Genomic DNA, 23,258 nt, shown 5'->3' with positions numbered 1-23,258 from the left:
ATGAAACACCTTTCACGCACCTTTAACCTGTTATTACAACGGCTGATCCTGCTGGCCGTGTTTCTGATTGCCTGGTGGCAGGGTTCACAACATCTTCCGGCATTTGTCTTGCCCGGCCCGGCCGCCACCTGGCAGGCGCTGCTGGTGCTGTGGCAGAGTGAATCGCTGCTGCACGACATCGGCGCCACGTTCAGCCGCGTGGTATCGGGCTTCGTGCTGGCGGCGTTGGTCGGCACCCTGTTCGGTCTGGCGCTGGGCGCCAGCCAGCGGGTGGCGCTTTTTTTTGAACCGCTGCTGGCGGTGTTTAACACCGTATCGTCGGCAATCTGGGCCATCTTCGCCATTATCTGGTTCGGCATTTCTGATGCCACCACCATCTTCGTCGTGTTTATGACGGCGATGCCGCTGATCCTCACCAATGTCTGGCAGGGCGCGCAAAACGTGGACGCGCAGTATGTCGAACTGGCACGCAGCTTCCGTATGAACCGCTGGCAGACGCTGCGCAAAATCTATTTACCCACCATTCTGCCGTACTTCTTTTCTGGTGCTCGCCTGGCCTTTGGCTTCGGCTGGCGAGTGTCGCTGGTGGCGGAAACGCTGGGATCATCCGATGGCATTGGCTATCGCCTGCGCCAGGCGGGTGATCTGGTGCAGACCAGTCAGGTATTTGCCTGGACCTTGTTGCTCGTCTCACTGATGTTGCTGCTGGAAGGCGGTCTGCTCAAACCGCTGGAACGTCGCCTGTTTCGCTGGAAAAAACGTGCATAACGCTTATTCATTCAGGGGTAATACATGAAAAAACTGCTTGTTCTTTTCACCTTGCTGGCGGGGCTGCTGCCGCCATTCAGCTTTGCCGACGGCAAAGTGCGTATCGGTTACTGGACGTCCGGCGTCAGCCTGGGATACGGCGCGGTGCTGGAAAGTCAGGATTTCCTGAAAAAACGCGGCGTCGATGCCGAGTTCGTCCACTTCCCGGATGTGAATGCACCGCTGAAAGCGCTGGCATCCGGCTCCATTGATCTGGCCTTTGGCGCACCGGTGGCGGGTGTGTTCAGTGTAGCTGCCGAAGGGGTGCCGGTAAAAATCTTCGCCGCCACCCAGCCCGCCGATGTGGCGTTCGTCGTGCCGGAAGGTTCTCCCATTACTGAACTGTCACAACTGAAAGGTAAAAAAGTGGGCATGTCGCCGGCGGGCTCTTCCGTAGCGGTAATTGGTAGCACGCTGTTGCAGGAAAACGCCGGCATTGCCGCGAATGAATTTTCTCTGATCGGCGGGAACGAATCGCGCCTGGCGCAGTTCCTCGCGCAGAATCAGATTGATGCCGCCGCCCTGCGTACTCTGACGGTCAGACAGTTGCCGGAGCTGAAATTGCGCGTTATCAGCACCTTTGCCGATGAGTGGAAAAAACTGACGCACAGTGACGCTCTGCCTTATATCGGTGTCGGCACCGTGCGCAATGAACTGATCACCCAACAGCCGGAAACCGTCGCTAAAGTCATCGCCGCCCTGCGCGATACCCTCGACTGGGGCCGGGCCAACCCGGATGAAGTGGTAAAGATCCTCCAGACGAAGGCCAGCCTGCCGGAAGACCAGGCGCGAGCCTACGTCAGCCTGTGGGATCGCATGAACCAGATGTCCTTTGAAAAAGCCGATATCGACACCCTAAAACGTGAACACGCAGTGCTGTTAAGCAGCGGTTCCATCAAAGGCGGGCTGAATGATGACCTGTTCGACCCGCGCCCTTATCTTGCCGCGAAAGAACTGAAATAACCCGGAGAGCAACACGATGAAAGCGCTGGTATTACTACAACATGGTGACCTTGAGCAGTTACAGATTGATGAAAACAAAGCCATGCCTCAGACGCAGGCCGGGCATGTGGTGGTGCGCGTCCGGGCATCCTCGTTTAACTATCACGATGTCTTCACCGTACAGGGAATGCCGGGCATCAAAGTTCCTCTGCCGGTAGTGCCGGGGCTGGATCTGGCTGGTACCATCGACAGAATTGGCGAAGGCGTGACGGGCTGGAATATCGGCGACCGGGTGCTGGTTAACCCACTGAAACCGGGTGTCGGTCTGATGGGGGAAATGACCGACGGCGGCATGGCGGAATATGCGCTGGCGGACGCGCGCCAGCTTATTGCTGTGCCGGATGGCGTGACGTTTGAGCAGGCTGCCGCGCTGCCGGTGGCTTACGGCACCGCTCACCGCATGTTAATCACCCATAACACCATTAAGGCTGGCGACAAGGTGCTGATCCTCGGCGCCAGTGGGGGCGTCGGCACCGCATGCGTGGTGCTGGCGAAGCACCTCGGCGCGGAAGTGGTTGCCTGCGCAGGCAGTGACGAAAAAGCGGCGGCGCTCCAGGCGATAGGGGCCGACCACGTGGTCAATTACCGCCGGCAGGACTTCTCTCGCTGGGCGATTGACAAATACGGCAAACCCCAGCGCCGGACCTATGACGGCGGTGTGGATGTCGTGATCAACTTTACGGGCGGAGACACGTGGCGCCCGTCGCTGAAATGTCTGAAGCGTGGCGGCACTCTGCTAGTGTGCGGCGCCACCGCCGGTTATGACCCGCAGGAAGATTTGCGTTACGTCTGGAGTTTTGAGCTGAACATCAAAGGATCCAACAGTTTTTACCAGGATAACCTGGCGGTACTGCTGGATATGGTCGCCGCAGGACAAATCACGCCGCTGATCGACCGGGTGCTGCCGCTGGAACAGGCGGCAGAAGGGTTACGGCTGATTCGTGACCGTGAAGTGCTGGGCAAAGTGATCGTCACCCCCTGATTCAGGAGCAAGAAATGAACGCACAGGACATCGAACAAAAACTGCTTAAAGGCCCCTATCACCAGTGGCTGGGGCTGAAAGTCGGGCAGGCCGGCGAAGGCGAAATTACCCTGCAGGTGCCCTTTCGGGATGAATTCGTGGTTAACCCGGCAGGCGGCTATATCCACGGCGGTATTCTCGCTACGCTGATTGATCTGGCCGCAGACTGGGCGCTGGTCGCCTGGACCGGCAGGGGGGTGCCCACCCTGAACCTGCATGTGGATTACCACCGCCCGGCGCGCGGCGATCTGACGGTTAAAGCGAAAGTGATTAAACGCGGCAAACTGGCCTCCAGCGCCGAGGCCTGGATCTATGACGCCGAAGGGCGTCTGGTGGCCAGCGGACGTGGCCTGTACGCGACTCCGGCGGAACAGGGGGCGGCATGATCCTGAAACTGGATCATCTGGTGATCAACAGCCACTTTGAACTGGATAACAGCGCGCAACTGTTTCGGGCGCTGGGGTTCGTGTTAACGCCCAGGGGTTATCACAGCCTCGGCTCGATCAACCATTTGATCATGTTCGCTGACCACTACCTGGAGCTGATTGGCCTGCCAGAACGGGGCGAGCCTTTACGTCGGGAACTGTTGGCTAACCCGCCGGGTATTGACGGACTGGTGTTTGCCAGCGACAACGCGGAATCTACGGCAACCACCCTGCGTACCGCGGGGTTTAGCGTACAGCCGGTGCAGCGCTTCTCTCGCGAGGTGAACAGCGGCGGAGAAAAAGGCGAAGCCCGTTTCAGTACCGTGCGCCTGGCGCCGGGCAGCTTCAGCGCCGGCCGGGTGTACTTCTGTCAGCATCATACGCCGCAATGGGTGTGGCGTGACGAGTGGCTGCAGCCTGGCTGTATTCAGGCGTTAACCGTGGTGGCGCGTGATGCGGATGAAACCGGTAAACAGTATGCGCGACTGGGCGACACGGCGTTGCTACAGGTGGTTAGCCTTGCGCAATGGCAGGCGCAATACGGCGATTTATTGCCACTTGCAGATGATCGCGAAAGTCGGTTTGCCTGTATCCGTATTGGCGGCGGCGACACCGTCTCTGTCGTCGCCGCGGCAGAGCGGTTTCATTTACCGCTGAAACAACAAGACGGATACCTGCGCGTGGCTATCCCCGCATTGGCGCTGGTGCTGGAGTTTAACGATGCCTGATACCCGGTCATTAACTTTACCTGACAACCTCGGCGCCTTCAGCGCCGCCCTGCGTCACAGTGACCAGACGGCCTTTATCACCCCGCTGGCCGATGGCGCACAGAAGGAAATCACCTTTCGGCAATTAAATCACCAGGCTGACGCCATTTGCCTCGGCCTGCGGCAATTCGGCTGGTCTGGCGGGACGCGCGTGGCGATCTTAGCGCGTAACTCGATTGACTATATTGCCAGCCTGCTGGGCATTATGCGTGCCGGTCTGGTGGCGGTGCCGATCAACTTTCGTTTCCCGACGCACACGATTGAACGCATTCTGGCGGACAGCGGCAGCCGACTGCTGCTGGGCGATGAGGATCAGCTTACCCGTATCAGCGGTGACCTTCCCCGGCTAAGTTTTGGCGCGGAGCTGGACGCGCTGCAGCGGCAAGGGGAAGCGATCTGTTTTGCTCCGGGGGCCGATGACCTGGCGCTGATGCTCTACACCTCTGGTTCCACCGGGATGCCCAAAGGCGTGCGTCTGACCCATGCCAGCCACCGCTGGGTGGTGGCGACTCGCCTGTCCACCCGGGAACTGACGGGCGAACGGGTGCTCATCGCCGCGCCTTTCTACCATATGAACGCGCTGGCGCTGGCGCTGTTGACGCTGGCAAGTCAGGTGACCACCGTATTGCTGCCGCAATTCGCCGCACGCGCTTATCTCCAGGCGGTGAACCACTACCGCTGTAGCTGGCTCACCGCCGTGCCGCCGATGCTGGCCATGATGCTGCAGGAAAAAGATCTGCTGGCGGAAAGCGATCTCTCCTGCGTGCGGGTGATTCGTATGGGATCAGCGCCGGTGAGTGACAGCCTGTATCGGTCATTACGCCGCTGGCTGCCGCAGGCGCGCATCATTAACGCCTATGGCACCACAGAAGCCGGGCCGGTGGTCTTTGCGCCGCACCCGCAAGGGCTGACCACGCCGGCCGGTTCGCCCGGCTATCCCCATCCCGCCGTCAGCGTGCGGCTGCGCGGCGCTGACGGTGCGCTGGCGGATGAAGGCGTGCTGGAGATGAAAAGTCCGGCGTTAATGCATGGCTATCACCAGCGACCGGATGTTCCCGCGCCCTTTACTGATGACGGTTACTACATTACCGGCGACGTGTTTCGCCGCGACGAACAAGGGTTCTTCTGGTTCATCGGCCGCCATGACGATATGTTCGTCTGCGGCGGAGAAAATATCTGGCCGGGTGAGGTCGAAAAGCTGCTGGAAAGCCACCCGCAGGTTCAGCAGGCCTGTGTCGTGCCGGTCGCGGATGACATCAAAGGCCAGAAACCCGTCGCCTGGGTGATCCCCCGCGCCGGAGAGTCCCTCGACCCACAGGCGCTGAAAAACTGGGCGCTGCAACAGGGGCCGGCTTATTTACATCCACGCCATATCTGGCTTACCGACCACTTCCCGCTGGCGGGCACCAATAAAGTGGATCGCCGGGCCTTACAGATATCGGCAGAACAACGTGTACAACAAGGGGAAAGACCATGAGCTTTAACTGGCATAACCCGTATCTTACGCCGCGCACGCCGGTGTTCGCCCATAACATCGTCTCCACTTCGCATCCGCTGGCGGCTCAGGCGGGCAACCGCATCTTACTGGAAGGCGGCAACGCGGTGGATGCCGCTATCGCCGCCGCCGCCACGCTGACGGTGGTGGAGCCGGTATCAAACGGACTGGGAAGCGATGCCTTTGCGCTGGTCTGGGCCGGTGGACAACTGCACGGGCTGAATGCGTCCGGCCCTGCGCCGGGCGCCTGGGATGTGAATTATTTTCGTCGTCGCTACGGCAACGATGCGCAGGGACTGGCGAAACGCCCGGAACGCGGCTGGGATGCCGTTACCGTGCCTGGCGCGGTGGCCGGTTGGGAAGCGCTGCATCGCCGTTTTGGTAAACTGCCCTTTTCCCGTCTGATGCACAGCGCCATCGGGATCGCAGAGCGCGGCGTCGCACTGGCGCCGATGGTGGCGCGGAAATGGCAGGCCGCCGTACCGATTCTTGCGCAACAACCCGGCTTTGCCGATGCCTTTATGCCTGGCGGACGGGCGCCGCAAACCGGCGAGTTATTTCGTTTCCCGGCCGCCGCGAAAACCCTGCGTCTGTTGGCCGACCAGGGCGCGCGCGCGTTTTATGAAGGCGAGATTGCCGAATCCATCGTGAACTGGTCGCAGCAGACCGGCGGCAGCCTGACCTTACAGGATTTACAGGCATATCAGCCTGAATGGGTAACGCCGATAAGCCAGCGCTATCGCGGTTATGAGGTCCATGAAATTCCCCCTAACGGGCAGGGCATTGCGGCGCTGATTGCCCTGGGGATTCTGGAGCGGTTTGACCTCGCCGGCCTGGCGCTGGATGGCGTGGATGTCCAGCATCTGCAAATCGAAGCGATGAAACTGGCCTTCGCCGATGTGTACCGCTACGTGGCTGATCCGGCGTCGATGGAAATCACGCCGCAGCAGATGCTGGACAATAACTACCTGCAGCAGCGCGCCGCGCAAATCGACCTGACGCGCGCCAGCCTGCCGGCGGCGGGAATACCTCGCAGCGGCGGCACCGTTTATCTGACCACCGCCGATGAAAATGGCATGATGGTGTCATTTATTCAGTCCAACTATATGGGCTTTGGTTCGGGCGTGGTGGTGCCGGAGTATGGCATCAGCCTGCAAAACCGGGGAGCGGGATTTTCCAGTGATCCAAAATCCGCCAATGTGGTAGCGCCGGGCAAACGTCCCTTCCACACCATTATTCCGGCTTTCCTTACCAGAAATGGACAGCCGCAGATGAGCTTTGGCGTCATGGGGGGCGATATGCAACCCCAGGGGCATGTGCAAACCCTCGTCAGAATGCTGGATTTTCATCAGCAGCCGCAGGCTGCCTGCGACGCCCCTCGCTGGAAAGTTAACCGGGATTTTACCCTTGATCTGGAAAGCCGTTTTGACCCGGCGGTCGTGCAGCAACTGCAATCCCGCGGCCATCAACTAAAAAGCGTTGACGACCCTTACATGGACTTTGGTGCAGGGCAATTTATCTGGCGACTGTCAGACGACCTCAATCACGGCTATGTCGCCGCCAGTGACAGCCGACGGGACGGGCAGGCCGTGGGGTTTTGATGTTAACGACATGCCTTTATCCTTTCGCTAAGGGCCTGTTTTTCTCGTAAGCCTGTGGATAACGGAACGTGGTTCGATAGCGCCGCGGGCGCGGCGCATCGGTTGACGAAGGGAGGTTAGCGGGCGCCGATGTTGCGCAGCGCCTTGCCAGACATCAGATTCCGTTCGATGTGCTCCAGCGAGACGTTTTTGGTTTCCGGGATCAGCGCCAGCGTGATAAAGACGAACAGCAGGTTCAGCGCCGCATAGACCCAGAAGGTGTGGGCGCTGCCGAGCGAATTCAGCATGGTGAGAAAGGTGGCGCCGACGATCATGTTGGCGATCCAGTTGGTGGCGGTGGAGCAGGTGATGCCGAAATCGCGCCCTTTCAGCGGCTGGATCTCCGAGCACAGCACCCAAATCAGCGGGCCGGCGCTCATGGCGAAACCGATGATGAACAGCATCAGCATAATGATCGCCATGTACTGCCCGGCCTCCGTGCTGATGCCGCTATTCAGCATGGTGCCCAGGATACCCATGCCGGCCGCCATCACCACGAAGCCGAGAATCAGCGTCGGTTTACGGCCCCAGCGGTCGACCAGACCGATGGCGATAAAGGTGGCCATCACGTTGACCAGCCCGACGATTACGGTGCCCCACATCTGTTGTTCGGTGCTGGCGAAGCCCGCCAGGCCGAAGATTTTCGGCGCGTAGTACATGATGACGTTCATGCCGGTGAACTGCTGCATCACCTGCAGCAGAATGCCGAGGAACACCGCGCGGCGGAAGTTGCCGTTATTTTTGAACAGCGCCCAGCCGCTCTGCTTCAGTTTCAGACTTTCCCGGATTTCATCAAGCTCGCGGTGCGCCTGTTCGCTGGTGTCGCGCAGTTTTTCCAGTACCTGACGCGCCTGTTCATGACGGTTGCGCGACGCCAGCCAGCGCGGGCTGTCCGGCAGGAAGAATACGCCGATCAGCAACAGCGCGGCCGGCAGAGTGATGACGCCCAGCATCCAGCGCCACGCGCCGCTGTAGCTGAGCGCGGTATCGGACAGATAGGCGGCCAGAATGCCGATGGTAATCATCAGCTGATACATCGAGATCATGCTGCCTCGAATGTTTTCCGGCGCAATTTCAGACAGATAGATCGGCGCGGTGTAGGAGGCGATCCCGACGGCCAGACCGAGAATGACGCGGGAGGCAATCAGCATCTCCACATTGGCGGAACACGCCGAAAGCAGAGAGCCGGCCACGAATAAAATCGCGCCGACCATCAGGCTGTATTTCCGGCCCAGACGGAAATTCATCCAGCCGCTGCCGACGGCGCCCACCGCCGCGCCGAACATCATGGCGCTGACGACCCACTCCTGCTGCGAAGTGGTGATGTTAAAGGACGCGGTAATAAACGGCAGCGCGCCGGCGATCACCCCGATATCCAGACCAAACAGCAGGCCGGCTAACGCGGCGAGAAAACAGACGAAAAAGGTGAGCCTGACGTTGGACGTGCGCGGCTGAGCTGACGGCGCGCTAGCGGTAATATTCATACAGTCTCCGGACTACTGACTTCACGAAGAAAAATTCAGGGTAGGAGTCCGTAATCGTATTGACCGTGCGCCAGATCACATTAAATGTAATCGATTACAATCGATATTAATGAGGTTACATTTTGTTTTGTTGTCTGGTTTGCGCTTAGAGCATTGTGTTTTTATTTTAATGTGCTGTTTTATATTGATAATAATTTTTTCTGAATCAGATGGAGGTGAGTATCTTCTTGTGGTGCTTATTGTCAGCTTTATATTTGATTACAAATTTTGTAATCGATTACAGTCACATTACAAACGACAAGCGGAGAACGTTTGTCTAGTGGCGCCTGGGTTATCGGCCGGCGTATAGGGGCGCCTTGCGTCAGTCGGCCTGTCGCGGCGGCTGAGCGGCGCGAGAATACCGCCGCCTGCGGCTTAGCCCAGCGGCAGCGCCATAATTACCGCATCTTCCCGGCCCTGTTCCGCCGGGTAATAGTTGCGCCGCAGCGACACTTCGTTGAAGCCCAGTTGCTGATACAGAGCCAGCGCCGGTTGATTCGAGGCGCGCACTTCCAGCCACAGCGTCAGGATGTCGCGCTGTTCCAGTTCGGCGATCAGGTGTTCGAGCAACTGGCGTCCGTAACCCTTGCGCTGATGCGATGGATGGACGGCCAGATTAAACAGCGTGGCCTCGTCCAGCACCCGTTGAGTGATGGCAAACGCCGCCAGTTCATCCCGCACCGCCAGCTTCAGGTTGAAGTAGCGTTCGCCCTGATTGCTGTACAGCGTTTTTTCCGTCCACGGAAAGCGGTGACTGGCTTGCTCAATACGCAGCGCCTGGGGCAGGTCGTCGGGCGTCAGGATAGAAATCGTTTTCATGTTCACATATCTGCTGCCAGAGCGCGCGTCGGGCGCCGGCATTGTTATAGAGTTCGGCCAGCGCCGGGCTGGTAAGCCGGCCGCCGTTCAGCCTAATGGGGTCATCGACGCCCATCAGCCAGCAATGGCAGCGGGTGTTCTCCGGCAGCATCACCGCCTGCTGAGGCGTCAGACTGTATACCTGCCGCGGCGTCAGCGCCAGGCTGCGCAGTACATCGCCCAGCAGAGGATCGTCGTCGGCCGGCGGCGCGTTGGCGATAATCACCAGCCGCACCTGGTCGGGCAAACTGATCGCCACTTCCCCTTGCAGCACCGCCGGGCGGCGCAACGTCCACTGCGTGATGCCCAGCTGTTGTAACAGCCAGTCGCGTCTTGATGATGCCATGCCTAATCCTGTCAGGAGATTCTCCGGTGCCGCGCTATGCTAGCAAACCCATCGTATATGCGCCAACAAAGCGCGATTCCGCTCCCGGCGAATTTACCGCTCTATGTGCCGCGCGGCGAGGCGTACTCATACGCTTCGCCCGTCAGGGGCCAACACGTTGTTCAAAACGATAACGTTTTGTCCTGCAACTCGAATTACTTAGAGTATATAATCGCCGCTCAGATAACGAGGGAGCTTTAGTCAGATGTCCGCATTTACCCCCGCCAGTGAAGTTATACTGCGCCATAGCGATGAATTTTCCGCCCGCCGGGTCCTGTTCGCCGGCGATTTGCAGGATACCCTGCCCGCCAGTTTCGAGGCGGCGGAGGTCCGGGCGCACACTATGCAATACCACCACTGGCAGCAACTGCAGCGCGCGATGGGCGACAGGGCGCAGTTCGCCCTGCTGGCGGACGCCGATACGGTGGCCGGCTGCGATACCCTGATTTATTACTGGCCGAAGAGCAAGCAGGAGGCGCAGTTCCAGCTGTTCAACCTGCTATCGCTGCTGCCGGTGGGCTGCGAGATCTTCGTGATCGGCGAAAATCGCAGCGGCGTGCGCAGCGCGGAAACACTGCTGGCGGAGTTCGCCAGCCTGAATAAGATCGACAGCGCGCGGCGTTGCGGTCTGTATCACGGCCGGCTGGATAAGTCGTCGGGCTTTACGCTCGATGACTGGTGGCAGGAATACGATGTGGACGGGGTGCCGGTTCTTACGCTGCCGGGCGTTTTCAGCCGCGACGGGCTGGATAACGGCAGCCAGTTGCTGCTGTCTACGCTGGAAGCGCACAGTAAGGGCAAGGTACTGGATATCGCCTGCGGCGCCGGCGTGCTGGCCGCGGCCTTCGCCCACCGTTCGCCGAAGATCCGTCTGACGCTCAGCGACGTCAACGCGGCGGCGCTGGAAGCCAGTCGGGCGACGCTGGCGCTGAATCAGCTGGAGGGCGAGGTGATCGCCAGCAATGTCTATTCCGATATCGGCGGTCGCTTCGATCTTATTATTTCCAATCCGCCGTTCCATGACGGCCTGCAGACCAGCCTGCAGGCGGCCGAGATGTTGATTCGCGGCGCGGCGGCGCACCTGAATATCGGCGGTCAGTTGCGCATCGTAGCCAATGCCTTCCTGCCTTATCCAGCGTTGCTGGACGATACGTTCGGCAGCCACGAGGTGCTGGCGCAAACCGGCCGCTTCCGGGTGTATAAGGCGGTGCTGGCGCGCGCCGCGAAAAAACGCGCGTAGGGTAGCGGGCGAGGGCGGCGGCTCGCCGCCGCTCCGGGGGCATCCCAAACGGCGCCGTGCCGCCGCAGGCGCCCCTTTGCCGCCCGGAGCCTCTATCGTCAGTCGTTATTGATGATCGCCATGCCTTCCTGACCGTAGCGGTCGCCGGCGGCGGCCTGCGGCGGAAACAGCGCATCCAGTTCAGCCAGTTCGGCCGCCGACAGGCTTACGTCTGGCGCCGCCACATTTTCCTCCAGGTAGCGACGCCGCTTAGTGCCGGGGATCGGCACGACATGCTCGCCCTGCGCCAGCACCCAGGCCAGCGCAAGCTGGGACGGCGTGATGTGTTTTTTCTGCGCCATTCGCTCTATGCTGTCGAGCAGCGTCAGGTTTTTGGCGAAGTTCTCGTCGCTGAAGCGCGGGTTGTTGCGGCGGAAATCATCGGCGGACAGCGACTGCAACTGGCGGATGGCCCCGGTTAAAAAGCCGCGCCCCAGCGGGCTGTAGGGCACGAACGCGATGCCCAGCCGTTTACAGGCCGGCAGAATGTGCGCTTCCACGTCCCGCGTCCACAGCGAGTATTCGCTTTGCAGGGCGGTTATCGGATGCACGCGATGCGCTCGTTCCAGCGTGCCGGCGGACACTTCGCTCAGGCCCAGATAGCGGACCTTTCCCTCCTTGACCAGCTCGGCCATCGCGCCGACGGTATCCTCGATCGGCACCGTGGGATCGAGACGGTGCTGATAGTACAGATCGATGGTTTCCACCCCGAGCCGCTGCAGACTGCCTTCCACCGCGCGACGCACATATTCCGGTTTGCCGCATACGCCGCGTTCCTGAGCGTTGTGCGGATCGCGCACAATGCCGAATTTTGTGGCCAGAAAGACCCGATCGCGTTTGCCGCGGAGCGCGCTGCCCAGCAGTTGTTCATTGGTATAGGGGCCGTACATATCGGCGGTGTCCAGCAGGGTAATGCCCAGCTCCAGCGCCCGATGCAGGGTGGCGACGGCTTCCTGTTCATCCATTGCGGTGGAATAGAAGTCGCTCATTCCCATGCAGCCCAGCCCGAGGGCGGAAACCCGGGGCCCCTGCGGCCCTAGCGTACGTTGTTTCATCTGAGTGATCTCCAAAATGGATGGAAGAGCATAGAGTCTGGTTGTTTATTGGATAAAGATAAATCACGCATTTTGTGCAACACTGTTTGTAAAAAATAAACAATGGGCCGACGTTATGGATCAGATACAGGCGATGCGGGTTTTTGTCCGCATGGCGGAGAGCGAAAGTTTTAGCCGTGCGGCTGAAAGTCTGGCGATCCCGCGCGCCACGGTAAGCCAGACGCTGAAGCGACTCGAACTGCGTCTGGGCGTGCGCCTGTTCGAGCGCACCACGCGTCAGGTGCGCATCACCGACGAGGGACGGCTGTACCACCAGCGCTGCGTGCAGTTGCTGGCCGAAATGGATGAGACGGACAGCATGTTCTCGCGCCAGCGTCAGCAGCCGAGCGGCCGGGTGCGCATCGATATGCCGCATTCGCTGGCGCGCGAGGTGGTGATCCCGGCTCTGCCGGCGTTCTATCGGCGCTATCCGCAGATGACGCTGGTGCTGAGCGCCAACGATTCGACAATCAATATGCAGCGTGAAGGGGTGGACTGCGTGTTGCGCGCCTGGCGAATGGACGACGATTCGCTGGTCGCCAGGCCGCTGGCGTCGCTGCCGCAGGTGACCTGCGCCGCGCCGGACTATTGCGCCGCCTTTGGCCGGCCGGCGTCGCTGGCGGAACTGAACGGGCACCAGATGGTGGGGTATTTTTCTCTGCGCAGCCTGCGGCTGTATCCGCTGGAGTTTATGCAGCAAGAACAGGTGGTTTTCCGTATGCTGCCCGCGCGGGTCGAAGTCAACGGGGCGGACGCCTATATCGCCGCCGCCCGGGCCGGGCTGGGGCTGATCCAGGCGCCCTGTTACACGTTGCGTTCATTACTGGCGCGCGGAGAGCTGGTGGAAATGCTGCCGCAAACGCCGCCGCCGCCGATGCCCCTCTATATTATGTATCCGCCGGGCCGCTTCCTGGCGCCGCGTATTCGGCTGGTGATTGACTGGCTGCAGACCTGCCTTGACCAGTCGCCGATACGCTAACTGACGATTTTTACAGCAAACCCCCACGCAGAAAGGAAATAATCATTGACCTTAGCGGGAAAATCTCTAGAATTCGCCTCCGTGGTTACATTACATCGCTAATGTTACTGGTAAGCGAAGGTGGCGGAATTGGTAGACGCGCTAGCTTCAGGTGTTAGTGCCTTAACGGGCGTGAGGGTTCAAGTCCCTCTCTTCGCACCAACAACCACATTATTTGTATCGCACGGCATACTGCGAAGGTGGCGGAATTGGTAGACGCGCTAGCTTCAGGTGTTAGTGTCTTAACGGACGTGAGGGTTCAAGTCCCTCTCTTCGCACCACGCTGGTGATACAAATTATTCATACCCTGTGCGAAGGTGGCGGAATTGGTAGACGCGCTAGCTTCAGGTGTTAGTGCCTTAACGGGCGTGAGGGTTCAAGTCCCTCTCTTCGCACCACATCGTTTTTCCTCTTGTTCTCTTCCTTATACTTATACCCTGTTTTAATGCCGATTTTTCTTTTTGATTAGTATTGTTAATGTTTCTGCTCGCCGAATATGCGTTTTTCAGCCGGCGCCGAGAGTGGCGACAACCGCCGCCAGCCCGCAGACCAGCGCGATGCAGGACGGCAGCAGTAAATAAGGACGTAATCGGCGGCGACACAGCATAAACAGCGTGCTCAGCATGGCCAGCAGGATAATCCCCTTCAGTTGCGTCAGACTGGGCTCAAACAGCAGCAGCAGCGGCAGAGCGGCGCAGGGCAGCAATAGCCCGCTCCAGGCGCTGGAAAGACGTTTTCTCAGCCGCCAGCCCCGTTCCGTCCGACCACAGGCGGCAATAATGGCAGCAAACATCGTTGTTCGTCCGTATGATAATGATAACCAATATCATATAAGAAACTGGCGCAATTGCCACCTTATCGCCGCGCGGTGTTGTTGCGGAGGGATTACTCTTCTGATTTCAGCATATTACGCATCATATGGATCATGTTCATGATCACAGCCGAGTGCTCATGCTTGCGCCAGATCAGCGCGATTTGCGTCGTCAGCTGATTGTTTTCGATATCGTGGTAGGTCAGGTTGCCCGGCTGAATGAAATGCAGCGAGCGCGGGATGATGGTAATGCCAAAGCCGGCTGAAACCATACCGATGGCCGAGGTCATCTGCGGTGCCTGCTGACTCATGATCGGTTCATAACCGGCTTCATAGCAGGAAAGCATGATCATGTCATACAGACCGGGGCTGACTTCCCGCGGGAAAATGATCAGCGGCTCTTGCTGCAGTTCGCTCAGATGAATGCTTTGTTTCCGTTGTAAAGGGTGGCCGGCGGGAATAACCAGCTGCATCGATTCCTCGACCAGTATCTCACTGTTGAACTCACGGCTGGCGCTGCACGGCAGCCGGACGAACGCCACATCCAGACTCTGGTTGTGCAGGCCGGACATCAGCACGGGCATATTCTCCTCCTGCGGCCGTAAAGTAACATGAGGATAACGCTGCCGGTAGGCGTGCAGCAGTTTCAATACCGCGGGATGAAAGGACGCCGAGCAGGAGAAACCGACGTTAAGATTGCCGCTCTCGCCGCGCGCGATGCTGCGCGCTCTGTCGACCGCCGTGTCGATAAGTTGCAGGATCTGGCTGGCATCCTGATACAAAACCTCGCCAGCCGCCGTCATTTCCACGCCGCGCGTGAGCCGTCTGAACAGCGGCGTGCCGATCTCCCGCTCCAGCTTCTGAATTTGCTGGCTGAGCGGCGGCTGAGATATACCCAGGTTTTCCGCCGCTCGCGTGAAGTGCCGGGCCGAAGCTACCGCAATGAAGTAGCGCAGATAACGTAGTTCCATATTTTTTTGATCTCAAAGTCGCGACCTTTCTATATTGGAACTTCACTGCTTCTGGCGTCAATCTAATAGCTACATATTAATAAACTTTATGTTTGAGATGTCCCGGAGGTAGTCAGTATGTGTGAACATCTTCATACGAACTCATGCGTCGATGAAATCATAAAACTGGTCAAAGATCAGCAGGAACAGGATGCGGAAAGTGTCATTTATCAAACCTCGCTGATGAGCGGGTTGATCAGCGGCGTTTATGAAGGTCCAACAACCATGGCCGACTTGCTGAAACACGGCGATTTCGGGATCGGGACTTTTAATGATTTAGATGGCGAACTGGTCGCCATGAACAGCAAAATTTTCCAGCTGCGCGGCGACGGCAGCGCCCGGGCCGCTCATCCCGAGCAAAAGACGCCGTTTGCGGTGATGACGTTCTTCCGTCCCACGGAGGAAATTTTGTTTGAGCGCCAGACCGATCGCGCCAGTATTCACAAGAAGATTGATGAAATCGTCGGCACCGACAACTTGTTTTGCGCGTTGCGTATTGACGGCAAGTTCGGCTATGTGGAAACCCGCACGGTTCCTCGTCAGGAACGCCCGTATAAACCCATGCTGGAAGCGATAGCCGAGCAGCCCACGTTCCATTTTGAACATCGCGACGGCGCCATTATCGGCTTCCGCAGCCCGGCTTATACCCAGGGTATTAATGTTGCTGGTTACCACGAACATTTTATCACCGACGATCGCACCGGCGGTGGACACGTTCTGGATTACCAGCTTGAAGAAGGCAAGGTGACCTTTGGCGTTATCGCCAAACTGATTATCGATTTGCCGCAGGACAGTGATTTTCTCAGCGCCAATCTGTCTCCCGACAACCTCAGCAGCATCATCCGTTCGGCTGAAAGTTAATAGCCAGAGATCACCGACAGCCATTAAATGTAAGGGGGATATATTATGGAAAATGAATCAGGTAAACAAAACTGGAATAGTGGTGCGGAGCTGATTGTAAAGCATCTGGAACAGCAGGGCGTGAAGTATGTTTTTGGTATCCCGGGGGCGAAAGTCGACCGCGTATTCGATGCGCTGGTTGATTCGTCGATCGAGACCGTTCCGGTGCGCCATGAGGCGAACGGCGCCTTTATGGCGGCGGCGATAGGGCGTATTACCGGTAAGGCCGGCGTAACGCTGGTGACCTCGGGACCGGGTTGTTCCAATCTGGTCACCGGTCTGGCGACGGCGACCTATGAAGGTGACCCGGTTGTGGCGCTGGGCGGCGCGGTTAAACGCGCGGACAGACTGAAATTGACTCACCAGAGCCTGGATACGGTCAGTCTGTTTCAGCCTGTGACTAAATACAGCGCGGAAATCGGCGCGTCTTCCGCCATTTCGGAAGTGATGGCGAACGCGTTCCGCGCCGCGGAATTCGGCCGTCCGGGCGCTTCGTTTATCAGTTTGCCGCAGGATATCGTCAATGATCCGGTCACCAGCCAGATTCTGGCGACGCCGTACCTGCCGTCGGTCAACGGCGCGCCGCATGCCGATATCGTGTCGCTCGGTCAGATGATTGAACGCGCTAAAAATCCGATTCTGCTGCTGGGCCTGATGGCCAGCCAGCCGAAGAGTGCCGAGGCGATACGCCGTTTACTGCGCCGCAGCCAGTTACCGGTAACCAGCACCTATCAGGCGGCGGGCGTGGTCGATCAGCAGCATTTCGATCACTTTGCCGGCCGAGTCGGGTTGTTTAACAACCAGGCTGGCGATAAGCTGTTACAGCAGGCGGACCTGATTATTACCGTGGGATACAGCCCGGTCGAATATGATCCCGCTTTGTGGAACAACGGTAAAGCCACGCTGGTGCACATCGATATCGTGCCGGCGGAGATTGATAGCGCCTACCGCCCGGCTCGCGAACTGATTGGCGATATCGAAACAACCATCAACCAGCTGACCGACTGTATCAGCCATCCGGTGACGCTGTCCGACAAGGCACAGCAGGTACTGGAAGATCGCACCAAACAGCGCCACGATCTGGCGACGCGCGCGGTGAATATGCGTGGTTTCGCGATTCACCCGTTGCGCCTGGTGCGCGCCATGCAGGATATCGTCAACAGCGATGTGACGCTGTGCGTCGATATGGGCAGTTTCCATATCTGGCTGGCGCGTTATCTGTACAGCTTCCGCGCGCGGCAGATTCTGATGACCAACGGTCAGCAGACCATGGGCGTGGCGTTGCCGTGGGCCATTGGCGCGGCGCTGGTTCATCCTAACCAGAAAGTGGTTTCGGTTTCCGGCGACGGCGGCTTTATGCAGTCCAGCATGGAGCTGGAAACGGCGATTCGCCTGAAGTGCAACCTGCTGCATATCATCTGGGTGGATAACGCCTATAACATGGTTGAAATTCAGGAAGAGAAAAAATATCACCGTTCCTCCGGGGTGAAATTCGGTCCGATCGACTTTAAGGCGTATGCCGAAGCCTTCGGCGCGAAGGGATTCGCGGTAACCAATGCCGAAGAACTGGAAAGCAAACTCCGTGCGGCCATGGACGTGCAGGGGCCGGCCGTTATCGCTATTCCTGTTGATTATTCGGATAATTATCGCCTGATGGAAGAACTGAATATCAGCCAGCTGTTCTGATCCTGCCCGTCTCCGGCAGTGAGGGGGGCGGCAACGCCGGCGCGGAGTTTGTCTCCGCCGCCAAACATCGATAATATTGACAATAATTATCATTGTCATTCTTATCAGGGCGCGGCGCTTGCCGGAACCTCTCAATGCCGACAGTTAATACGATTATCACGCCAGGCGAACAAGATGCGCATAGCGACGTCGGGTCGCTGGCGCAGGCGTTGCATGATGTGCTGGCCCGATATCGGCCGCACTGCCTGGAGACGGTTCGTTTTGGCTCTGCGCCTCCCGCAGGGAGTATGACGCTCGCCGAGTGGTCATCCCCTGCGTTTTTTTCCGATTTGATCCGGCGCTACGGCGACGATATCTACCGTCTGCAGCCGCAGGCTGCGCGCGAGGAAAAACCATTACAGGCGCTGTGGGCGCAGTGGTATTTTGGTTTGCTGGTGCCGCCGCTGATGCTGACCGCCTTGCTGTATCCGCTGATGGCGGATTATTCATCTGAACGTATTCACGTTGCTTTTCATCAAACCGGCCGGCCGGCGCACTTCTTTATCGAGACGCAGGCGCAGACGGCCGAAGATGACGCCGTATGGCGTCTGGTCAGGCTGCTGCGCCAGCATCTTATCCCGGTGGTCAATACTCTCGACGGTTTTGGCGTGCTGAACGCAAAGCTGGCGTGGAATAACAACGGCTATTTGATGCACTGGCTGCTGGACGATATCGCCGCGTTGCTGCCGCCGGGCGCGCCGACCGCCATCGGCCGGGCGCTGTTTCTGACGCCGACGCTGCCGGACGGCGCGGATAATCCCTTGTTTCGCACCGTCATTCCGCGTAATGATAAGCTGGAGCGTCGCAGTTGCTGTCAGCGTTATCGTCTGCCTGACGTGGCGCGCTGCCGCGACTGTACGCTTAACCGGGGAGAGGGGGGATAGACGGCGTCTGGCGCCGCGCGGATGAAGCGCGCCTTCTTCTTCTCTTGTGATCGCCGCAATACAGGTAACAACCATGTTGACCCGGACCGTCAAACGCACCATTAAACGCGTCATCGCGCTGACCGCCGTCGCGGCGCTGACGCTGCTGGTTATTCGTGTTTATGACAGCGGACGCGGCCCGGCGCTCTCTCCATGGCATACCTGGGTGCCGGAGGAAATGTCGGACGCGCGTCTGGATAAGGCCGACTGGCCGACGTGGCTCGCCGCGGAGGCGCAGCTCTTTCGCGAAACGGACCGCCATGTCACCCAGCTGCTGGATGAGGAAGACCGCCAGCCGGCCAACCGTTATTTCGCCGACAGCCCGCTGTATCCAGGCAAATTCCAGCATGACTGGAACCGCTCATATGAGTTGCTGCCGGACGGTAAGGTGAAAGGCGCGGTAGTGCTGCTGCATGGCCTGACCGATTCGCCTTATAGCCTGCGCCATCTCGCCGAGAGCTATCGTCGGCGCGGTTTCGTGGCGGTGGGCATTCGTTTGCCGGCGCACGGCACGGTGCCGGGCGCGCTGACCGATGTGCGCTGGCAGACATGGATGGCGGCGACCCGACTGGCGGTACGCGAAGCCCGGCGCCATCTGACCGATTCGGCGCAGCCGCTGCATTTGGTGGGGTTCTCCAACGGCGGCGCGCTGGCGCTGAAATATGCGCTGGATGCGCAGGACGATCCCTCGCTGGCGCGGCCGGACCAACTGGTCCTGATTTCTCCGATGATCGGCGTGACCAGCTACGCCCGTTTTGCCGGTCTGGCCGGGCTGCCGGCCGTTTTCCCTGCGTTTGCCAAATCGGCCTGGCTTAGTATCCTGCCGGAGTTCAACCCGTTCAAATATAACTCTTTTCCGGTTAACGGCGCGCGTCAGTCGTGGCTGTTGACCCATGAACTGCAGCAGCAGCTCAGCCGCAAAGCGCAGGCGAATGGTCTGGCGACGCTGGCGCCGGTGCTCACCTTCCAGTCGGTGATGGATTACACGGTCAGTACCCGGGCGGTGATCGCCTCGTTCTATAATCTGTTGCCGAAGAACGGCAGCCAAATTGTTCTGTTCGACATTAACCGCACCGTCAACTTTGGCCCGCTGCTGCGGCCAGCCGCCCTGGCGGCCATCGGTCAGTTATTGCCGCCGCCGCCGCGTAATTATGAGACGACGGTAATCACCAACGAATCACCATCCAGCGCCCGCGCGCTGGCTTACGATGTGCCGGCCGGGTCAAGCCAGCAAACGTCGCGCCTGCTGGGTATGGATTATCCGCCCGATGTCTACTCTCTGTCGCACGTCGCGCTGCCTTTTCCGGATTCGGATTCGCTCTACGGTCGTTTTGCGCAAAATCCGCGCGAGTTCGGCTTCCCGCTCGGACAGATAGCCGCCAGGGGAGAACGCTCGGTGCTGGTGGTCGATCTGGATACCTTACTGCGCCTGTCGTCCAATCCGTTCTTTCCCTATCTGCGGCAGCGCATTGAGGAAAAAATACCGCAGTGAGCGGATGAAAATGGCGTGCGATCAGACGCAGCCATAGCAGACCGCTCTAAACCTTCCGCATCGCCGCGTGGCGTAAAACACGATCGCCAGGCATGGCCGACAGCGCGATCTCAGTCGTGAAGGCCGCAGCGTTAGCGCTGGGCATTCTTTCTTCGCCGTGGCCGCCGGGCCGCAGCAGACGTCTCCGGCGGACGGTTTCCCGATCAGCATAAAGGCCACTGACATTTTTTGTCAGTGGCCTTTGTTACGATCCGAATTTACACGCCAACGCGATCCGCGCGATCGCATATTGAAAAGGACACGCCAGTGATACGCGCCATTACTATTCTTAGCGAAAATTTTTCCGATTGGGAAACCGCCCTGATCAATTCGGCCGGCCGCGGCTATTATGGTTTCGAGACTCGTTTCGCCGCCCCTGACGGTCGCCCGGTCCTATCCTCCGGCGGCATGATGGTTACTCCACAACTGGCGATTGAGGATATTCAACTTGATGATCTCGACCTGCTGATGGTATGCGGCGGCACCGTCTGGCGTACCGACCAGGCGCCGGATATTACCGGACTGGTGAGTTCGGCTCATCACAGGAACATCATCGTCGCGGGTATTTGCGACGGTACGCGGGTGCTGGCGCAGGCGGGCGTGCTCGACAACGTCCGCCACACCTCTAATTCGGCGGAAAACCTGGCGGAACTGCATTATCGGGGCGCCGCTTACTATCAGGATGTTCCCTGGGCGGTGGCCGATCGGCGTGTCATCACCGCGCCCGGCAGCGCGCCGGTCAGCTTCATGGCCGAAATCTTGCGCGAGCTGGGAAGCCGCGACGAAAACCTCAAAACCTGGCTGGCGATGCACGCCGCCGAACATAGCAGGACGGCCTGAAGCGCCGGCCGACTCGTTTCCCTGACTGAGCGCGCGGTTGCTGCGCGCGCCTGCCCGCCGCTTGCATCTTTTGCCTCTCGCGCTAAACCTTATCAGAGCGGGCCGCTTATTCCGGCGCAGCCGTGCGTCCATCGCGGTCTGATAATTGAAAAAAACTAATTTCGCTCGGCTATTCGCATTACTTTAACTAATGATTTGTGTTTTTTATTAGGAGGGTAACTTCTGGTTTTTATCAACCAATCTGGATTAAAAGTCTTCTATATTTATTTGTTGTGAATTTTATTCTGATATATGTGTTTTTAATGAATTTAATGACTATGGCGTTAATTGGTCTATTAATTTAACTATATATTTTATCTTATGACTAAGGTTGTGGTTAGCGGCTAATTTCGGTGGTAAGTTCAGTTTATGGGCAACCTCTGTGTCTCTGGTTTTATCTCAGGTTCTTAGCGAATAACAAAGAGGGAACGGAACAATGGCAAAGCAAACCCCGCTGTATCAGCAGCATCTGGCCGATGGCGCCAGAATGGTGGATTTCCATGGCTGGATGATGCCGCTGCACTATGGATCGCAACTGGATGAGCATCACGCGGTGCGGCGGAACGCCGGGATGTTTGACGTTTCCCATATGACGATTGTCGATCTGCACGGCGTGCGCACGCGTGAATTTCTGCGCTATCTGCTGGCGAACGACGTCGCCCGTCTGACCCAGCCGGGTAAAGCGCTTTACACCGGTATGTTGAACGCCTCCGGTGGCGTAATCGACGATCTTATCGTTTACTTTCTGACGGAGGATCATTTCCGTCTGGTAGTGAACTCCGCGACGCGAGAAAAAGATCTGGCCTGGATCGTGGAACATGCGCAGCCGTTTCTGGTGGAGGTGCGTGAACGTGACGATTTGGCGCTGATCGCGGTGCAGGGGCCGCAGGCGCAGGCAAAGGTGCGGCGGGTGTTGAGCGAAGCGCAGCGGCAACTGGTCGAGGGGATGAAGCCGTTCTTTGGCGTGCAGGCCGGCGAGTGGTTTATCGCGACCACCGGCTATACCGGCGAGGCCGGTTATGAGATCGCGCTGCCGCAGGAGCAGGCGGCGGACCTATGGCGGCGTCTGCGGGCCGAAGGCGTACAGCCCTGTGGGCTCGGCGCGCGCGATACGCTGCGCCTGGAGGCCGGCATGAATCTCTATGGTCAGGATATGGATGAGATGACGTCGCCGCTGGCGGCCAATATGGGCTGGACCATCGCCTGGCAGCCGGAAGAGCGCGACTTTATCGGCCGGGAGGCGCTGACGGTGCAGCGCGACAAGGGCACGCAACAGCTGGTGGGGCTGGTGATGACGGGAAAGGGCGTGCTGCGCAACGGTCAGCCGGTGCGTTTTACCGACGACGCCGGCGAGCTGCAGCAGGGAGTGATCACCAGCGGATCCTTTTCGCCGGTACTGGGCGTGAGCATCGCGCTGGCGCGCGTACCGGCGGGGATAGGCGATCGCGCCATGGTGCAGATCCGTAACCGCGAGATCCCGGTTAAGGTGACCCGGCCGGGATTTGTCCGCGCGGGTAAACCCGTCTTTGAGTAACAATCTTTGGTGAATGGAGAGGTCAGCGATGAGCAATGTTCCGGCAGAACTAAAATATACGGCATCACATGAATGGGTGCAGGATGAAGGCGACGGCATATACAGCATTGGGATCACCGAACATGCGCAGGAGCTTCTCGGCGATATGGTGTTTATCGATCTGCCGGAAGTGGGCGCCTTGTTCAACGCCGGCGATGAATGCGCGGTGGCCGAGTCGGTGAAAGCCGCATCGGATATCTATGCGCCGATCGGCGGAGAGGTGGTGGAAATTAACGAGGAACTGGAGAACGCGCCCGAACTGGTTAACAGCGCGCCCTATGCGGAAGGATGGCTGTTTCGCATCAGAGCGGCCGATGAAACCGAACTCAATGATTTGCTGGACGCCGAAAGCTATCAGGCCTCGCTGGAAGATGACGACGCCGAAGAATAGACGGGCCGCGGGCGGCGAGCGCTTGTCTCTGCCGTGTTAATGCCATATCGAGGTTGCCGACCGCTGCGCCCGGCACGGGCGCAGCGAGGAGCTGTCCCGCTTTGCGAACCTGCGCGCGCGTTATTCAAATTTTCGCCCGGCAAATTTGTCGACGGTTGATGCCGCTGCGACCCCGCACTGCGCTGTCCCTGATAACAAGCC

At 58.8% G+C, this 23,258-nt stretch carries 22 protein-coding genes and 3 tRNA genes; 19 read left to right on the top strand and 6 right to left on the bottom strand.

Going from position 1 to position 23,258, the window contains the following annotated elements; genetic code table 11:
* Genes FJU30_RS01620 through ggt form a run of 7 tightly spaced genes read left to right on the top strand, consistent with a single transcriptional unit; the run spans window position 1 to window position 7,118 of the window.
* Window positions 1–768 (top strand): ABC transporter permease, encoded by a 768-nt coding sequence (locus FJU30_RS01620; RefSeq protein WP_191091516.1) that lies wholly within the window; start codon window positions 1–3, stop codon window positions 766–768.
* 24 nt (window positions 769–792) lie between these two features.
* Window positions 793–1,770: an ABC transporter substrate-binding protein gene (locus FJU30_RS01615; protein ID WP_150433687.1), complete on the top strand. Its 978-nt coding sequence runs from the start codon at window positions 793–795 to the stop codon at window positions 1,768–1,770.
* Between the two features lie 16 nt (window positions 1,771–1,786).
* Window positions 1,787–2,791 (top strand): zinc-binding dehydrogenase, encoded by a 1,005-nt coding sequence (locus tag FJU30_RS01610; RefSeq protein WP_150433686.1) that lies wholly within the window; start codon window positions 1,787–1,789, stop codon window positions 2,789–2,791.
* Between the two features lie 14 nt (window positions 2,792–2,805).
* Window positions 2,806–3,216, top strand: a complete 411-nt coding sequence (locus tag FJU30_RS01605; protein ID WP_150433685.1) for a PaaI family thioesterase — start codon at window positions 2,806–2,808, stop codon at window positions 3,214–3,216.
* A complete protein-coding gene (locus FJU30_RS01600) occupies window positions 3,213–3,983 on the top strand; it encodes a VOC family protein (protein WP_150433684.1) in 771 nt (256 codons plus the stop codon). Before FJU30_RS01605 ends, FJU30_RS01600 begins: the two co-directional genes overlap by 4 nt.
* A complete protein-coding gene (locus FJU30_RS01595; protein WP_150433683.1) occupies window positions 3,976–5,499 on the top strand; it encodes a class I adenylate-forming enzyme family protein in 1,524 nt (507 codons plus the stop codon). The genes FJU30_RS01600 and FJU30_RS01595 overlap by 8 nt, the downstream gene beginning before the upstream one ends.
* Window positions 5,496–7,118 (top strand): gamma-glutamyltransferase, encoded by a 1,623-nt coding sequence (gene ggt / locus FJU30_RS01590; protein WP_150433682.1) that lies wholly within the window; start codon window positions 5,496–5,498, stop codon window positions 7,116–7,118. The genes FJU30_RS01595 and ggt overlap by 4 nt, the downstream gene beginning before the upstream one ends.
* Window positions 7,119–7,234: 116 nt before the next feature.
* Here the strand turns inward: ggt and FJU30_RS01585 are convergent, their stop codons facing one another.
* The 3 genes from FJU30_RS01585 to FJU30_RS01575 form a co-directional block, all read right to left on the bottom strand.
* A complete protein-coding gene (locus FJU30_RS01585; protein ID WP_150433681.1) occupies window positions 7,235–8,641 on the bottom strand; it encodes a sugar porter family MFS transporter in 1,407 nt (468 codons plus the stop codon).
* 414 nt (window positions 8,642–9,055) lie between these two features.
* Window positions 9,056–9,499: a ribosomal protein S18-alanine N-acetyltransferase gene (gene rimI, locus FJU30_RS01580; RefSeq protein ID WP_150433680.1), complete on the bottom strand. Its 444-nt coding sequence runs from the start codon at window positions 9,497–9,499 to the stop codon at window positions 9,056–9,058.
* Entirely contained in the window at window positions 9,444–9,884 is a 441-nt protein-coding gene (locus FJU30_RS01575) for a DNA polymerase III subunit psi (RefSeq protein WP_150433679.1), read from the bottom strand. The genes rimI and FJU30_RS01575 overlap by 56 nt, the downstream gene beginning before the upstream one ends.
* A 244-nt stretch (window positions 9,885–10,128) precedes the next feature.
* Between FJU30_RS01575 and rsmC the strand changes: the two genes are divergently transcribed.
* Complete coding sequence (rsmC, locus tag FJU30_RS01570) at window positions 10,129–11,163, top strand: 16S rRNA (guanine(1207)-N(2))-methyltransferase RsmC (RefSeq protein WP_150433678.1); 1,035 nt, start codon at window positions 10,129–10,131, stop codon at window positions 11,161–11,163.
* A gap of 98 nt (window positions 11,164–11,261) precedes the next feature.
* Here rsmC and FJU30_RS01565 read toward each other — a convergent pair whose 3' ends face one another.
* Window positions 11,262–12,257 (bottom strand): aldo/keto reductase, encoded by a 996-nt coding sequence (locus FJU30_RS01565; protein WP_150433677.1) that lies wholly within the window; start codon window positions 12,255–12,257, stop codon window positions 11,262–11,264.
* Window positions 12,258–12,372: 115 nt separating this feature from the next.
* On the opposite strand from FJU30_RS01565, the gene FJU30_RS01560 reads away from it, so the two are divergent.
* The 4 genes from FJU30_RS01560 to FJU30_RS01545 all read left to right on the top strand — a co-directional run bounded on the left by FJU30_RS01560 (window position 12,373) and on the right by FJU30_RS01545 (window position 13,712).
* Window positions 12,373–13,275 carry a LysR substrate-binding domain-containing protein gene (locus tag FJU30_RS01560; protein ID WP_150433676.1) on the top strand — a complete coding sequence of 301 codons (903 nt, stop codon included), beginning with the start codon at window positions 12,373–12,375 and terminating at the stop codon, window positions 13,273–13,275.
* A 114-nt stretch (window positions 13,276–13,389) separates the two neighbouring features.
* A tRNA-Leu gene (locus FJU30_RS01555) sits at window positions 13,390–13,476 on the top strand.
* Window positions 13,477–13,508: 32 nt separating this feature from the next.
* Window positions 13,509–13,595 (top strand) — tRNA-Leu (locus tag FJU30_RS01550).
* 30 nt (window positions 13,596–13,625) lie between these two features.
* A tRNA-Leu gene (locus tag FJU30_RS01545) sits at window positions 13,626–13,712 on the top strand.
* Between the two features lie 107 nt (window positions 13,713–13,819).
* On the opposite strand, the gene FJU30_RS01540 is transcribed toward FJU30_RS01545, so the two are convergent.
* Together FJU30_RS01540 and FJU30_RS01535 are read right to left on the bottom strand one after the other, a co-directional pair.
* Window positions 13,820–14,107 carry a DUF1435 family protein gene (locus tag FJU30_RS01540; protein WP_150433675.1) on the bottom strand — a complete coding sequence of 96 codons (288 nt, stop codon included), beginning with the start codon at window positions 14,105–14,107 and terminating at the stop codon, window positions 13,820–13,822.
* A gap of 92 nt (window positions 14,108–14,199) precedes the next feature.
* A complete protein-coding gene (locus tag FJU30_RS01535; protein WP_150433674.1) occupies window positions 14,200–15,096 on the bottom strand; it encodes a LysR family transcriptional regulator in 897 nt (298 codons plus the stop codon).
* A gap of 117 nt (window positions 15,097–15,213) precedes the next feature.
* Here FJU30_RS01535 and budA point away from each other — a divergent pair, with 117 nt between their 5' ends.
* The 7 genes from budA to gcvH all read left to right on the top strand — a co-directional run bounded on the left by budA (window position 15,214) and on the right by gcvH (window position 23,057).
* The gene (gene budA, locus FJU30_RS01530; RefSeq protein WP_150433673.1) at window positions 15,214–15,996 is read left to right on the top strand and encodes an acetolactate decarboxylase; all 783 of its coding nucleotides are present in this window, start codon (window positions 15,214–15,216) and stop codon (window positions 15,994–15,996) included.
* Between the two features lie 45 nt (window positions 15,997–16,041).
* A complete protein-coding gene (gene alsS / locus FJU30_RS01525; protein ID WP_150433672.1) occupies window positions 16,042–17,721 on the top strand; it encodes an acetolactate synthase AlsS in 1,680 nt (559 codons plus the stop codon).
* A 134-nt stretch (window positions 17,722–17,855) separates the two neighbouring features.
* Entirely contained in the window at window positions 17,856–18,644 is a 789-nt protein-coding gene (fhuF, locus tag FJU30_RS01520; protein WP_150433671.1) for a siderophore-iron reductase FhuF, read from the top strand.
* 73 nt (window positions 18,645–18,717) lie between these two features.
* Entirely contained in the window at window positions 18,718–20,175 is a 1,458-nt protein-coding gene (locus FJU30_RS01515; RefSeq protein WP_150433670.1) for an alpha/beta hydrolase, read from the top strand.
* A 306-nt stretch (window positions 20,176–20,481) separates the two neighbouring features.
* The gene (locus FJU30_RS01510; protein WP_150433669.1) at window positions 20,482–21,054 is read left to right on the top strand and encodes a DJ-1/PfpI family protein; all 573 of its coding nucleotides are present in this window, start codon (window positions 20,482–20,484) and stop codon (window positions 21,052–21,054) included.
* A 475-nt stretch (window positions 21,055–21,529) separates the two neighbouring features.
* Window positions 21,530–22,627 (top strand): glycine cleavage system aminomethyltransferase GcvT, encoded by a 1,098-nt coding sequence (gene gcvT / locus FJU30_RS01505; RefSeq protein WP_150433668.1) that lies wholly within the window; start codon window positions 21,530–21,532, stop codon window positions 22,625–22,627.
* A gap of 28 nt (window positions 22,628–22,655) precedes the next feature.
* On the top strand, window positions 22,656–23,057 hold the full coding sequence (gene gcvH, locus FJU30_RS01500; RefSeq protein ID WP_150433667.1) for a glycine cleavage system protein GcvH: 402 nt from the start codon (window positions 22,656–22,658) through the stop codon (window positions 23,055–23,057).
* Window positions 23,058–23,258: the final 201 nt, after the last annotated feature.

It is taken from the genome of Affinibrenneria salicis (assembly GCF_008710095.1).
This window is presented reverse-complemented; position numbering and strand designations above follow the sequence as displayed.